Genomic DNA, 13,417 nt, shown 5'->3' with positions numbered 1-13,417 from the left:
CCCGCGCACATGAAGAGAGGCCCCGTCTCGGGGCCTCATGCGTCCAGCTCAGAGTGTCCCCGCTAGCGGGGCATCATCACCTGGGCCGAAATCGCGATCACCCAGCCAGGGTACACGGCCCTAGCGGGCGCCGTGGTAGAAGAGGTCGCCGAAGCCGATCGTGAAGGCGAGGACGCCGTACAGGGCGTGCTCGACCGAGGCGGCCAGCAGCGAGCGGCTCTTCTGGTAGCGCCGGGCGAAGAGCCAGCCGCCGGCGAGGGTGAGCAGCACGGACAGCACGTTGCCGAAGATCACGTGGGCGAAGCCGAACGCGGCGGCGCTCGCGGTCGCGGCGCCGGCGCCCGTGCCGAGCAGCGGCGCGTACCGGTGCAGCAGGAACGCGCGGTAGATCAGCTCCTGCGGGTACACCGAGAGCAGCGGGTAGAAGACCGCCACCAGCCCCCAGAGCAGCGGCTCCTCGCGGGGCAGGTCGAGGAGCTGCTCCGGGCGGGCCACCGCAAGCACCACGACACCCACGACCGCCGCCACCGCCCAGCCGGCCAGGATCGCCGGCAGCGCCGGCGGCACCGCGGCCGCCCGGGTCAGGTCGCGCCGCTCGAAGCCGGGCTGCCGACGCAGGTAGACGTACGCGGCGACGGCGCCGACCAGCAGGAACGGGATCGGGCTGCCCGGGCTGCCGGCCAGCGCGTAAGCACCGACGACGCCGAAGAACAGGGCCAGGAACTCCGCGGCCAGCCACACCCTGGTGGCCGGCCGCGGGGGCGCGGCCGCGGTCTTGTCCACGACCGCAACGGTACGGCGGTCAGCGGGCCGCCACGCGGGCCGCCGGGTGAACGTCCGGGGTGATTACGTTCGGGGTGATGTTGTGGCCCACCTGGAAGACGTTGTCCGGGTCGTACGCGGCCTTGACGCTCCGCAGCCGCCGCAGGTTCTCCGGGGTGTACGCGCTGGCGGTCCGTCCCGGGTCGGCGAGGAAGTTGAGGAACGAGCCGCCGCTGCCGTACGGCCGCAGGGCCGCCTCCAGCGCCGGCACCAGCGCGTCGACGATCACCGAGAACGGCATGTCGCGGTGCCCCACCGGCCCGGCACCGGCAGCGGGAGCCGCCATCGCGCCGCCCCAGTGCCGGATCTCCACGGTGGAGGCCAGCCCGTCCTCGTGCGCGCCGGCCAGCGCGCGCAGCACCGGGTCGGGCAGCGCCGGGAAGAGGTTCAGGTAACGGGCCGCGGTGCCGCCCATGGCCGCGTCCGCGTACCGCGTGGTCGCCAGCTCCTCGTGGAGCACGGGCCCGGCCGCGTTCCACAGTGGACGCAGCAGGCACCGGGCCTGGTCGGCGTCCCCGGCGTACATCGACTTGATCATCAGTACCCGCCGGCCGCGCACCGCCTCGGGCACGTCCGGCGAGTCGGGCATGCGGCGCAGCAGCGCGGCGGTGCTCAGCTCGTCGGGCGCGGTGGCGGCCCAGTCGCGATACCAGGCGAGCGTCTCGGCGGCGCGGTCGGCGGCGAAGTACGCGGCGCCGGCGAAGACCCGGGCGACCGGGTGGAGGCGGAACTCCAGCGCGGTCACCACGCCGAAGTTGCCGCCACCGCCGCGCAGGGCCCAGAACAGGTCCGGGTGGCGGTCGGCGCTCGCGGTCACCACGCGGCCGTCGGCGGTCACCACCTCCGCGCGTACGACGCTGTCGGCCGCGAAACCGTAGCGGCGGCCGAGCCAGCCCACACCGCCACCGAGCGTGTACCCGGTGACGCCCACGTCCGGCGACGAGCCGGAGAGCGGGGCGAGGCCGAACGGCGCGGCCGCCACCAGCACGGCGCGCCACCGGGTGCCGGGGCCGACCCGGGCGATCCGGCGGTCCGGGTCGACCAGCGCGGCCGCCAGGCCGGAGGTGCGCAGCAGGATACCGCCGTCGTTGGCCGCGTGCGTGCCATGGCCGGTCGCCTGCACCGAGAACGGCACCTGGAGCGCGCGGGCGGTGACCAGCGCGGTGCGTACGTCGGTGGCGCTCGCGGCCTCGACGACGGCGGCCGGGCGGGCGTCGACGGCGGGGTTGAGGGAGCGGCGGTTCTCGTCGTATCCGGGTTCGCCGGGCAGGTGCACCTGGCCGGCGAACCGCTGCCGTAGGGCCTGCGGGTTCATGACGTTCCCCCTTGGTGGTGATCGCTCTGTCAGGGGGTCAGACGGCCGTGGGCGGCCGAACTCATCGGCCCGCGATGACTTTCCGCCCGGCGGCCGGTCTCAACGTGTGTACCCGCACCCCGGCGACTGGAGGCCTGGCATGGACGCGCCGGTGTTCGTGATGGGTCCGTCGGCCGGCCGTGCGGACGTGCCGGCGCTCTCCGCGCGTCTCGCCGCGATCGTGCGGGAGCGCCCGGCCCAGGTCGTGGTCTGCGACGTCCGGGCGATCACCGACCCGGACGCGCGCACGGTCGACGTGCTGGCCCGGCTGCAGCTGGCGGCGCGGCGCCTGGGGTGCGTCATCCGCCTCTACGGCGCGCACCCGCGCCTGCGCGACCTGCTCCAGCTCACCGGCCTGAGCGAGGTGCTGCCCCTGCTGCCGCCGCCAGGCGACCGCTCAGCCGGCCTGAGCGAGGTGCTGCCCCTGGGCGACGGCTCAGCCGGCCTCGTCGAGGTGGGGCGGGAGCCCGAAGAGCGGGAAGACCCGCTCGACGTCCAGGAACGAGTTGACCGCGGCGATCTTGCCGGCTGAGATCTCCAGCACGATGAGCGCCCATGGCTCGTGGCGGCCGCCGGGGCCGCTCGGCCGGTACTGCCCGAAGGCGGGCAGCCCGTTGGCCACCGTCGGGACGAGCCGCGAGCCGCGGCACGGGGCGCCGGGGCCGAGCATCCACTGGGCGATCTCGTCGTGGCCGCGGAACCAGAGCGGGATCGGCGGCATGGAGAGCGTCGCGTCCTCGTGCAGCAGCGCGGCGAGCGAGGCCATGTCGTACGCCTCGAAGGCCCGCACGTAGCGGGCGAGCAGGTCGCTCTGCTCCTGGTCGAGCGGCTCGAGCCGGTCGCCGGTCATATCCACCGAGGAGATCGTCGCCCGGGCTCGCTGGAGCGCGCTGTTGACCGAGGCGACGGTGAGGCCGAGCAGCTCGGCGGTCTCCTGCGCGGACCAGGCGAGCACCTCGCGCAGGATCAGCACCGCGCGCTGCTTGGGCGGCAGGTGCTGGAGCGCGGCGACGAACGCCAGCCGGATCGAGTCGCGGGCCACCGCCACGTCGGCCGGGTCGCTCCGGTCGGGCACCACCCGGCTGTCCGGCACGGGACCCACCCACACCTGCTCGGGGAGGGTCACGACCTCGGTGACCTCGCGCGTCTTGGACGACGGGCCGAGCTCCATCGGCCGGGCCCGGCGCTGGGCGCTGCCGAGCATGTCCATGCAGACATTCGTGGCGATCCGGTACACCCAGGAGCGGAGCGCCGAGCGCCCCTCGAACCGGTCGTACGCCTTCCAGGCGCGCACCATCGTCTCCTGCACCGCGTCCTCGGCCTCGAACGCCGAGCCGAGCATGCGGTAGCAGTAGCCATTGAGCTCGGTGCGGAACTCCTCCAGGCGCATCTCGACGCCCGCGACGCTCGTGGCCTCACCCATGGTGAACCCCCCATCGGCCCTCGTTGGCCTCAACCTACCCGACACCCCTGACAAGCTGCTTCTCCGAAGCCGGCCGGGTGGGCGCACCATCGGGTCGACCAGGCCTGATGCCCGCTCGCCCTTGAGCGGACATCAGGTCCATCTGGAAACGAGTGGAGGGCGGCCCGGTGCCGTGGGGGATGTCGGCGGGCGGCCGCCCTCGGGACCTCAGCCCCGCTTCTCGATCCAGACGTTCTCGATGGTGTGCGGCGGGTAGCCGGTGATGGACACGCCACCGACCGGCGCCCAGTTGCCCTCGACCGGGATGAGGCCGACCTCGGGCAGGAAGTGGCGAAGCACGATGTGGATGCGGTGCTCACCGGTGCCGCCCGCGCAGTAGCTCTGCACGGTCCGGGGGTTGCCGTTGAACGAGATGGTGCAGTCGGTGGGGGCGGCCAGCGCGCTCCCGGGCGAGAGGCCGACGAGGCCGGCGGTGGTGAGGGCGGAAACGACGAGCATCGGGCCGAGCTTGCGCATCTTCATGAACGCTCCAACGGGCCATGCCAGCGGACTTCCGGCCGTGCCCGCCTCCCCTGCGAGCACGGCCGGACGAATTAGAAGGAAACTTTACTAAGAGCGGGAACGGGGGTCAACGGCTTGCTCAGGCGGCGATGCGCGGCAGCAGCTCCTCCGTAAACCGCCACAACAGGGACGAGTCGTGCGTGTGGAACGCGGCTCCGGTGTAGAACGTGTTGTTTCGCCCCTGCAGCCCGTACAGCCGGCGGTAGAAGCCGCCCGCGATGTCGCCGGGGCGGACCACCAACTCGAACGGGTTGTGCGCCTTGAAGAACTCCAGCCCGTCCAGCTCCACCGGGTACGAGCCGGCCGTCCGCAGCCGCTCGATGCCCGCCACGATCGCGGCCCGCACCGTGGCGTCGGCGATCTGCCCGTCGCTGCCGTACTTGACGCCCCAGAGGTCGGGTACGCCGGTCACCGTGAGGCCGTAGAAGCCGGGCAGCGGCGCGAGGTTGTACGGCGTGTCCGCGCCGACGTTGACCAGCGAGACGCCGGCGGGCATGCCGGAGAGGCGGGCCACGGCGGTCCAGTAGTGGTGGTGGCGGAAGCGGCCGAAGATGGCCCGTTCGGTCGCGTCCAGGTCGAAGCCGTCGAAAGTGGACAGCAGCGGCGGGGCGGTGACGACCAGCCGGCGGCAGAGGATCACCCGCGGGCCGTCCGCCGTGGTCACCAGCACCTGGACGCCGTGCGGGCCGCGGTGCACGCTCCGCACGGTCGCGCCGAGCAGCACGTCCGGGCCGAGGAACGCGGTGGCCTTCTCGTACAGCTCGCTGTTGTCGCGCCGCTCGGTGATGAGCAGCGAGCCGGTGAGCACGCTGTTGATCACGCTTAGGCTGACGTTCTTGAGCACGTAGATCGCCGGGATCCGGAGGATGTCGCCGAGCCCCTGGCCGTACCCGAAGAGCAGCTGGACGATCGACTCCAGCCCGTGCCGCACCGCGAACTCGCCGAACGGCAGCAGCAGCTCGGCCGGCACCGGATCGGGCAGCTCGAAGCCCTGGTCGAGGTAGGGGTACCGCTGCAGCAGCGCGACGTACGCGGGCAGCGCGGCGGGAGCCGGCGGCGTGTAGCCGGGCACGACCAGGCCGGTGCGGAAGTCGACGTAGTGGTTGGCCGTGCCGCCCTGGCCGGTGTACCGCACCAGCGGCACGTCGAAGCGGCCGAAGTAGTCCCGTACCAGCGGCATGTCGTGGTAGATCAGCACGCCGACGTCGGTGCTGCCGCCGGTCGCCGGGTCGTGGTAGGTCTCGGTGTGCCCGCCGAGCCGCCCGGCCCGCTCCACGACCGCCACGCTGTGGCCGAGGTCACGCAGGCGGACCGCGGCGTACGTGCCGCTGGAGCCGCCGCCGATCACGCAGACGTCGCGGCGGATGGCGCCGCCGCCCGCGCCTTCGCCGGAGGCCGAGGCCGGGTGCGCCGGTGAGGCCGAGGCGGCGGAGCCGGGGGCCAGCGCGGCGGCCGCCGCGGCCACACCGGTACCGCCGAGAATTCGCAACGCATCCTTGCGGGTGACACCCATCAGGGTTCCTCTCTACAGTGGACGGTTCGCGATCATGATCCGAGACATGATATTTCCTCACACTCGTTTCGCGGATCGGCGTTAAGGTGGCGGCGTGGCTGATCTCCGGGTGCTCTTCGTCGGCGGTAGCGGCATCATCAGCTCCGCCTCCTCGCGCCTCGCCGTGGCGAGCGGCATCGACCTGTTCGTGCTGAACCGCGGCACCACCACGCACCGCCCCCTGCCGCCCGAGGCCACCGTGCTCCGCGCGGACGTGCGCGACCCCGACTCGGTGGCCGCCGCGCTCGGCGACCTGGAGTTCGACGCGGTGGTCAACTGGGTGGCCTTCACACCCGAGCACGTCCGGGCCGACCTGGCGGCGTTCGCCGGCCGCACCCGGCAGTACGTCTTCATCAGCTCCGCCTCCGCCTACCAGACCCCGCCGGCGCGGCTGCCGGTGGTCGAGTCGACGCCGCTGCGCAACCCGCACTGGCGGTACTCCCGCGACAAGATCGCCTGCGAAGACCTGCTGGTCGCGGCCTACCGGGACAGCGGCTTCCCGGCCACGATCGTGCGCCCCTCGCACACGTACGACCGCACGCTCGTCCCGTTCGACGGCGGGTGGACGGTCGTCGAGCGGATGCGGCAGGGCAAGCCGGTCGTCGTGCACGGCGACGGCACCTCACTGTGGACGCTCACCCACACGCGAGACTTCGCGCGCGGGTTCGTGCCGCTGCTCGGCCACCCGCGGGCGATCGGCGAGGCCGTGCACATCACCTCCGACGACGTGCTGACCTGGGACCAGATCGCGCACCACCTGGCCGACGCCGCGGGCGTGGAGCCGCGGATCGTGCACGTGCCGTCCGACGCGATCGCCGCCGAGGACCCGCAGTGGGGTGCCGGGCTGCTCGGCGACAAGACGCACTCGATGGTCTTCGACAACGCCAAGCTGCGCGCGCTGGTGCCGGGCTTCGTCGCGACGATCCCGTTCCACCAGGGCGCCCGGGAGATCGTGGAGTGGCACGACGAAGACCCGGCCCGCCGCCGCGTCGACCCCCGCTTCGACGCCGCGATGGACAAGCTCGCCGCCGCGTACACGCCATGACCCTGACCATCGCCGTCGCGCAGCCGCCCGTCGTCTCACACGACCTGGCCACCAACGTGGCCACGCACGCCGCCGTGGTGCGGGCCGCGGGCACGCGCGTGGTGGTCTTCCCCGAGATGAGCCTCACCGGGTACGAGCTGGAGGCCTCCACAGTAGACATCGGCGACCCGCGGCTCGCCCCGCTGGTCGAGGCGTGCGCCGCGAGCGGCGCGCTGGCCCTGGTCGGTGCCCCGGTCGAGGGACCGCACATCGCGACGCTCGCCGTGGACGGTGGCGGTGTGGCGGTCGCCTACCGCAAGCTCAACCTGGGCGGCGGCGAGTCCACCCGCTTCGTGCCCGGCACCGAGCCGGCCGCGATCGACGTCGACGGGTGGCGCCTGGGGCTGGCCATCTGCAAGGACACCGGCGTACCGCGGCACGCCGCGCAGACGGCCGCGCTCGGCATCGACGCGTACGTGGCCGGGGTCGCCGAAGACCGCCCCGACGTGCTGGCCGAGCGGGCCCACCGCACCGCCGCCACGCACGGCGTATGGGTGGCGGTGGCGAGCTTCGCCGGCCCGACCGGCGGCGGCTACGACACGACGGCGGGCCGCTCGACCGTCGTCGCGCCGACCGGTGAGGTGGTCGCCCTGGCCGGCCCGGAGCCCGGCGAGGTGGTACGCGCGACCCTCACCCTGCTTTCGTGATCTCGCGGCGCAGCCGCCTCAGCGCCGCCGCCGGCTACCCGAGGGCGGTGCTCTGCGCCTGCAGGTCCTCGATGATGCCGATCGCCACCAGCGCGTCGCGCGGGTCCACCGGCAACGGGCCGGACCCGCGCAGCGCGGCCGCCAGCCGGGCGTAGAACTCGCGGTAGCCACCCCGCTCGGTCGGCAGCGGCACGGCGTCCGGCTCGCGCCCCAGCCTGCCCCACGCCTCGGCCGGCTCCACGCCGAAGCCCTCGTCGAGCGGGGACATGCCGCCGGCCAGCTGGGACTCCTGCGGGTCGAGCCCCCACTTCGTGTACGCCGCGCCGGAGCCGAGCACCCGGAAGCGGAAGCCGCGCTGCGCCACCATGCTGCTCATCGACAGGTGCGACCGCACGCCGGAGGTGTGGGTGAGCGCGATGAAGCTGTCGTCGTCGTTGACCGCGCCGGCCCGGTGGCGGTCCAGCTCGCCGTAGTACGACGCGACCGGCCCGAAGAGCTGCACCGCCTGGTCGACGAGGTGCGCGCCGAGGTCGTACGCCACGCCGCCGCCGTCGACGCCGGCGGTCTCCTGCTTCCACTGTGGACGCGGGCGGGTGCTGTGCCACTCGAAGCGCGACTCGAACCGCCACACGTCGCCGAACGCGCCCGCCTCGACCAGCTTGCGCACGGTCAGGAAGTCGCCGTCCCAGCGCCGGTTCTGGAAGACGGTCAGCGGCACACCGCCGAGCGCGGCGAGCTCGATGAGCGCGGCGGCATCCACACTCCGCACAGCCAGTGGCTTGTCGACGACGGTGGCGAGCCCGCGCTCCAGGGTCCGGGTCGCGACGGCCGCGTGGTCCGGAGTCGGCGCGCCGACCACGACGAGGTCGAAGCCGTCCGCGGCGATCAGCAGCTCGTCCACACTGGACAGGATGCGGGCGGAGGGGTAGCGGGCGGCCGCCTCGGCCGAGCGCGCCGGGTCGGCGGTCACGATGCCGGCCAGCTCGTACGCCGGGTCGGCGCTGATCAGCGGCGCGTGGAAGACACGCCCGGCCAGCCCGTACCCGATGACGGCGGTGCGGATGGGATCGCTCACCAGGCTCTCTCCCCACGGACGCTTCGGTCGTGCTCCGGCGGGACCACCCGCCGGAGCACATCACGTCCAGCCTAGCTACCGCCCCTCCGGCAGACGCGCAAACCCCGTCAGCGGTTACGGATACGGTCGCGGATCCAGGAGCCGGCCGGCTTGAGGCGGCTGGTCCCGGCGTACGGGCCGTTCGGGCAGGTGCCGGTGGTGAGGACCGCGCCGCTGCGGGTGTCGTCGGAGAAGTTCCAGTTGACCCAGCTGATCTGCTTCCTGGCCATCAGGTCCAGGTACTGCTGGGCGCGGTTGAAGTCGTTCGCCCCGTCGCCGCTGGAGGTCTGGGTGCCGAACTCGGTCACGAACATCGGGATGCGGTCGGCCGCGCGGGACAATGTGTCCAGATAGGACTGTCCATGTGAGGCGGCGTAGAAGTGGAACGTGTACATGACGTTCGCGGCGTTGACCGGGTTGCCGGCGACCTCGCTCTCGCTGGCGCCTTCCGAGACGCCGAGCGACGACCAGGCCCGGGTGCCGACCAGCACCACGCCGTCCGGGTCCTGCGCGCGGATCACCGGGATGATCTGCTCCGCGTACGACTTGATGCTGGACCAGCTCACGCCGCTGGGCTCGTTGGCGACCTCGTACAGGATGTTGGGTTTGCCGGCGTGCCGCTGGGCGATCTCGGTGAAGAACGTGCGGGCGCGCGACAGGTTGTAGTTGGGGTCGCCGGGATCGAGCATGTGCCAGTCCACGATGACGTACATGCCGCGGGCGCTGACCTGCTCGATGTAGCTGTGCACCCGGTCGGTGAAGAGGCGCGGGTCGGTCTCGTAGCCGCCCTCCTGCACGTACATGCTGATCCGCACCACGTCGGCCCGCCAGTCGGTGGCCAGCGCGTCGAAGGCCGCGTTGCCGTAGCAGTTGGGAAACCACTGGATGCCGTGCGTGCTCATCCCGCGCAGCTGCACCGGCTGTCCCTGCTGGTTGCAGAGCTTGGTGCCGCAGACCCGGAGCTGGCCGTTTCGCGCCACCGGCGTGCCGGAGGTGGGCGGCGGCGTGGACGCGGGCGGGGAGGACGGAGACGGGGACGGCGCCGGGCCGCCGCCGCAGGGCGCGCCGTTGATCGTGCAGCCGGTCGGGACGCCGGCGCCGCTGCCGATCCAGCCGAACGTGGTGCTCGCGCCCGCGCCCAGCGTGCCGTTGTAGTCGCGGTTGCGGAACGAGTGCCGGTTGCCCGAGCTGGTGAGCAGCGCGTCCCAGTAGCTGCCGACGCTGGTGCCCGCGGCCAGGTCGAAGGCGACCGTCCAGCCGCTGAGCGTCGCGCCGGTGCCGTTCGTGATGGTCATCTTGGCTTCGTATCCGGAGCCCCAGTCCTGCACCTTGCTGAACGTGGCGGTCACCCCGGCGGCCTGGGCCGGAGCGGCCGCCACCAGTATGCCGGCGGCGCCAGCGCCCAGCGCCAGGAGCGCGGCCAACACAAGGCGCACCCTCGCCATAGTCTCCTCCATCGATGTGAGGGATCTCGATGGAAAGGTAAGTAAAGTTGACTAACAAAGTCAAGCGCTCCGCCACCCCGGGCGAATAGATCGGCCCGCCCGGGGTAGGCGGTAGCTATGACGATGATGCAGGAGACCGGCCAGATCACCGGCACCAAGGACAAGGACTACAACATCATCTGGTTTACCGAGGCGTGCCTGAGCAACGCGTTGCGGCTGGAGACGTACATCCAGGACGCCGAGCGCGAAGGCGACAGCCAGCTCGCCGACTTCTTCCGGCGCGCCCAGGGCGAGAGCCGCAAGGGCGCCGAGCAGGGCAAGCAGTTGCTCCGCTCGCGCCTGAGCTGACCGCGGTGGCGGGCCCGCGGCGGCTCAGACCGCCGGCGGGCCGCCGCCCGTGGCCACCTCGAGGAAAGGCATCAACCGCACGAGTACGGCGGCCGCCCGCTCCGCCGCCGCCTGGTGGTGCGCGGTGCCCTTGGCCGCGTCGGCGCGATCGGAGATGCCCCGGATCGCGAGCCAGCCGCGCAGGGTCGCGTCCTCGCCGATCTCCTCGTAGCAGGCCTGCGCGACGCCGGCCGCCTCGGTCTCGACGGCGAGCGTCTTCTCGTTGTACTCCAGCAGGAACCGGCGGATGTCCGAGTACGCGTCCGTGACGACCGCGTCGCCGGAGCCGATCGGACCACTGTGGACCCGCACCGCGCCGGCGCCGAACGGCACGGTGCCTCGGCACTCGACGAGGAAGTCGTTGACCCGGTGCCGCACCACGGCGGCGGCCGGCTGGTCCTGCCCCCGGCGGTGGGTGCCGGACGCGGAGACCCGCCGCGCGTCGTAGTAGACGACCTGGTCGGCGATGACCACGTCACCGACCCGCACGCCCTCGCCGATGCCACCCGCGATACCGACCAGCAGCACCACCGGTGGCGCCCAGAGCCGCCGCATCCGGGTGAACGCCACCGCCGCCGAGCGCGGCCCCCGGTCGAGCGTCTGGGTCAGTACCGCGCTGATGCCGCCACCGCCGACCGCCGGAAACCGCCCGTGGTACGCCATCGGGCCGCCGGGCACCTGCGCGGTCGCGTACCGCTGCGAGCGTGCGAAGGCGTCGACCACCGCGCGCGTCTCCTCCGGCAGCACGGTGAGTACGCCGACGTCCACCCGCTCGGCCGGCTGGGAGCGCGCCGGCGCGCCGTACACGTTGGTCTGGTCCCCCACCGCGGGCCCGTTGACGGTGATGTCGCCGTGGCCGTGGTGGATGGCGCCGATGTTGTACCCGTTCATTTCCCGCCTCCGGGTGCCGCCGGTCCCGCGTAGTTGTTGGTCTGGTTGCCCACCCCGGGCCCGTCGATGGTGATGTTGCCGGTGCCGGTGTGGATCGCGCCCGCGTTCAGGATGTTGACCGCCCGCTCGACGAACTCGGCGGTGTCCACCCCACGCGCGTCCAGGAAGTCGAGCACGGTCGCGATGATCCGCCGCCGGACGAGCTTGGCGTACTTGTCGATGTCCTGGGCCTGGAGGTGGTGGCGCTCCGCGACGGCCCGGCCGAGGTCCCGGACCCCGTAGCGGGCGCCGTAGTCGTAGCCGCGGGTGACCGCCCGGTCGACCGTCACGCCCGCGCTGGACAGCGCCCCGCCGAGCACCTCCAACCCGGTGCGCACCAGGTTGGCGAGCGCGGAGGCGGCCAGCCGCGGCGTGTCCAGGATCCCGTCCAGGACGGCCTTCCCGTAGGCGGCGGGTCCGGTGCCGCCGACCTGGTCGACGATCCGGTACTCCTCCTTGCAGGGCGGCAGCGCGGCCGTGACGGTCTCCAGGTAGAGCATCCTGCCCTGCACCGCCACGTGCACGTACACGGTGGTGACCAGCTCGCCGTTCCAGGAGACGACCTGGCAGACCAGGTAGTGCCGGGCCGGGTTGGTCGGGTAGCGGATCGCCTGCGCCATCCGGTCGGGCGTCGTGTGCGGCACGAGGTGGGAGATCTCGGTACCGGCGACGAAGAGCCGGTCCTCCACGGTGAGCGCGGGCAGCCGGCGTTCCGGGTCCGGCTCGAAGGCGAACGTACGCAGGCTCTCCCGGACGGTGTCGACGAGCTCCTGCGCGGTGAACGGCGGCGTGTCGAACTCCCGCTGCGCCTCGGTGGCCGGCTCGGCGAAGAGGCGCGCGGGCCGCATCAGGCGCTGGGCGAACGACCACCTGTCGATCGGGTCGCCGGAGCCGACGAAGGGCCAGTCGCCGCTGTACACCACCTGGTTGCCCTGCTGCTGGTAGGCGATCTCGTCGAACCGTTCGCCGCGCGGCGCCGTGGCGAACGAGCCGTTGGGCGTGAGGGTGCCGAGCTGGACCTGGACCACCAGGTTCGCGGTGAGCGGGATGGCGTAGACGATCAGCAGGAGCAGGAGGATCCCGGCGACCTGCGAGCCGGTCATCCCCTCGCCCTCGAACTCCTCCGGCGTGAGACCTATCACGATCAGGGCGAAGAGCAGAAGGACAAACTGGCTCACGAACCACCGGACCGCCAGCATCCCGAGCCGGGCCAGGATCGTGGTGCCAAGCTGCCCGCCGGCCCGGATCCGCCCCATCGCGTCCCGCAGCACCCGCCACCCTTCGACCGTGAAGTGGGCGGTCCAGAGGAGCACCATCGCGGCCACGAACGGGAGCGGGGACGCGACCAGCGCGAAGACCATGACCACCAGGAGGGTGGCGTCCCGGAAGAACGCGATGTTGCGGGCCCGCAGGCAGTGCAGCAGCACGGTACCCAGGTCGAACCCGTAGGACGGGGCGACCATCCGTTTGGGCTGGTAGTACACGTCACGGAGGCTGGTCCGCCGAAACTCGGCGTCCAGGTAGGCACCGGCGCACAGGTGCCGGGTCGCCGCCGAGTACGTGGCCGGCGGAGGCTGGGCCGGCGCGGGGTACGGGCCGGGGCCCGCGACCACCGGCACGGCCAGGGCCGGCGTGCCGTACGGCGGCGCGGCCTGGCCCGATGCGGCCTGGCCCGATGCGGCCTGGGCCGAGGCCGCCTGGGCCGAGGCCGCCTGGGCCGGCAGGTGGGCGGCTGGGGCGGCGGAATGGCGTGGATAGGGCGTCGTCACGTGAGACCGTCCATGGCTAGGCGACAAGGTGCATGACTCGGCCCCGGGGTTGGTCACAGCCAACCACGCGCGTTCCCGGAGCGAATACGTCCGACAAGCCGGTCCCACCCGCGTTCGTGTGACCGCGTTCGTGTGACCGCCGGATCCCGGATCTTGCTCCGGACCAGGCCACCGCGCGTTTCGGCACCCGAGGGCACCCGACGGTGGTGGCCGCGCCGCCCCGGACGGCGCGGCCACACGGCGTTCCCGCACGCGACGGATGCGCGACAGTCGGGCCGCGCCGCCCCGACGGCGACGCGCCGAGCGGGAACCGAGTTGGCAGTTGCTTC

The 13,417-nt window shown here is 72.8% G+C and carries 13 protein-coding genes; 4 read left to right on the top strand and 9 right to left on the bottom strand.

Annotation, left to right across the window (positions count from 1 at the left end):
- Positions 1 to 120: 120 nt before the first annotated feature.
- Both RB614_RS37650 and RB614_RS37645 read right to left on the bottom strand, forming a co-directional pair.
- Positions 121 to 783, bottom strand: coding sequence for a CPBP family glutamic-type intramembrane protease (locus RB614_RS37650; RefSeq protein WP_308717484.1), 663 nt, complete (start codon positions 781 to 783; stop codon positions 121 to 123).
- 19 nt (positions 784 to 802) lie between these two features.
- Positions 803 to 2,137: an FAD-binding oxidoreductase gene (locus RB614_RS37645; protein ID WP_308717483.1), complete on the bottom strand. Its 1,335-nt coding sequence runs from the start codon at positions 2,135 to 2,137 to the stop codon at positions 803 to 805.
- A gap of 139 nt (positions 2,138 to 2,276) precedes the next feature.
- Between RB614_RS37645 and RB614_RS37640 the strand changes: the two genes are divergently transcribed.
- Positions 2,277 to 2,708 (top strand): STAS domain-containing protein, encoded by a 432-nt coding sequence (locus tag RB614_RS37640; protein WP_308717482.1) that lies wholly within the window; start codon positions 2,277 to 2,279, stop codon positions 2,706 to 2,708.
- On the opposite strand, the gene RB614_RS37635 is transcribed toward RB614_RS37640, so the two are convergent.
- The 3 genes from RB614_RS37635 to RB614_RS37625 all read right to left on the bottom strand — a co-directional run bounded on the left by RB614_RS37635 (position 2,613) and on the right by RB614_RS37625 (position 5,673).
- Positions 2,613 to 3,599: a sigma-70 family RNA polymerase sigma factor gene (locus RB614_RS37635; RefSeq protein ID WP_308717481.1), complete on the bottom strand. Its 987-nt coding sequence runs from the start codon at positions 3,597 to 3,599 to the stop codon at positions 2,613 to 2,615. The genes RB614_RS37640 and RB614_RS37635 overlap by 96 nt on opposite strands.
- Before the next feature lie 207 nt (positions 3,600 to 3,806).
- Positions 3,807 to 4,121, bottom strand: a complete 315-nt coding sequence (locus tag RB614_RS37630; protein ID WP_308717480.1) for a hypothetical protein — start codon at positions 4,119 to 4,121, stop codon at positions 3,807 to 3,809.
- A gap of 118 nt (positions 4,122 to 4,239) precedes the next feature.
- Positions 4,240 to 5,673 carry an FAD-dependent oxidoreductase gene (locus tag RB614_RS37625; RefSeq protein WP_308717479.1) on the bottom strand — a complete coding sequence of 478 codons (1,434 nt, stop codon included), beginning with the start codon at positions 5,671 to 5,673 and terminating at the stop codon, positions 4,240 to 4,242.
- A 94-nt stretch (positions 5,674 to 5,767) separates the two neighbouring features.
- Here RB614_RS37625 and RB614_RS37620 point away from each other — a divergent pair, with 94 nt between their 5' ends.
- Positions 5,768 to 6,757: an NAD-dependent epimerase/dehydratase family protein gene (locus tag RB614_RS37620; protein WP_308717478.1), complete on the top strand. Its 990-nt coding sequence runs from the start codon at positions 5,768 to 5,770 to the stop codon at positions 6,755 to 6,757.
- Positions 6,754 to 7,443: a carbon-nitrogen hydrolase family protein gene (locus RB614_RS37615; protein WP_308717477.1), complete on the top strand. Its 690-nt coding sequence runs from the start codon at positions 6,754 to 6,756 to the stop codon at positions 7,441 to 7,443. The genes RB614_RS37620 and RB614_RS37615 overlap by 4 nt, the downstream gene beginning before the upstream one ends.
- A 34-nt stretch (positions 7,444 to 7,477) precedes the next feature.
- On the opposite strand, the gene RB614_RS37610 is transcribed toward RB614_RS37615, so the two are convergent.
- Both RB614_RS37610 and RB614_RS37605 read right to left on the bottom strand, forming a co-directional pair.
- Positions 7,478 to 8,518 carry a Gfo/Idh/MocA family protein gene (locus RB614_RS37610; protein ID WP_308717476.1) on the bottom strand — a complete coding sequence of 347 codons (1,041 nt, stop codon included), beginning with the start codon at positions 8,516 to 8,518 and terminating at the stop codon, positions 7,478 to 7,480.
- Between the two features lie 107 nt (positions 8,519 to 8,625).
- The gene (locus RB614_RS37605) at positions 8,626 to 10,002 is read right to left on the bottom strand and encodes a cellulase family glycosylhydrolase (protein WP_308717475.1); all 1,377 of its coding nucleotides are present in this window, start codon (positions 10,000 to 10,002) and stop codon (positions 8,626 to 8,628) included.
- A 117-nt stretch (positions 10,003 to 10,119) separates the two neighbouring features.
- On the opposite strand from RB614_RS37605, the gene RB614_RS37600 reads away from it, so the two are divergent.
- A complete protein-coding gene (locus RB614_RS37600) occupies positions 10,120 to 10,350 on the top strand; it encodes a hypothetical protein (RefSeq protein WP_308717474.1) in 231 nt (76 codons plus the stop codon).
- 24 nt (positions 10,351 to 10,374) lie between these two features.
- Here the strand turns inward: RB614_RS37600 and RB614_RS37595 are convergent, their stop codons facing one another.
- A complete protein-coding gene (locus RB614_RS37595; RefSeq protein ID WP_308717473.1) occupies positions 10,375 to 11,280 on the bottom strand; it encodes a 5'-methylthioadenosine/S-adenosylhomocysteine nucleosidase family protein in 906 nt (301 codons plus the stop codon).
- Entirely contained in the window at positions 11,277 to 13,088 is a 1,812-nt protein-coding gene (locus RB614_RS37590; protein ID WP_308717472.1) for a hypothetical protein, read from the bottom strand. The genes RB614_RS37595 and RB614_RS37590 overlap by 4 nt, the downstream gene beginning before the upstream one ends.
- Positions 13,089 to 13,417: the final 329 nt, after the last annotated feature.

The sequence above is a fragment of the Phytohabitans maris genome (genome assembly GCF_031085175.1).
Taxonomy (GTDB): Bacteria; Actinomycetota; Actinomycetes; order Mycobacteriales; family Micromonosporaceae; genus Phytohabitans; species Phytohabitans maris.
This window is presented reverse-complemented; position numbering and strand designations above follow the sequence as displayed.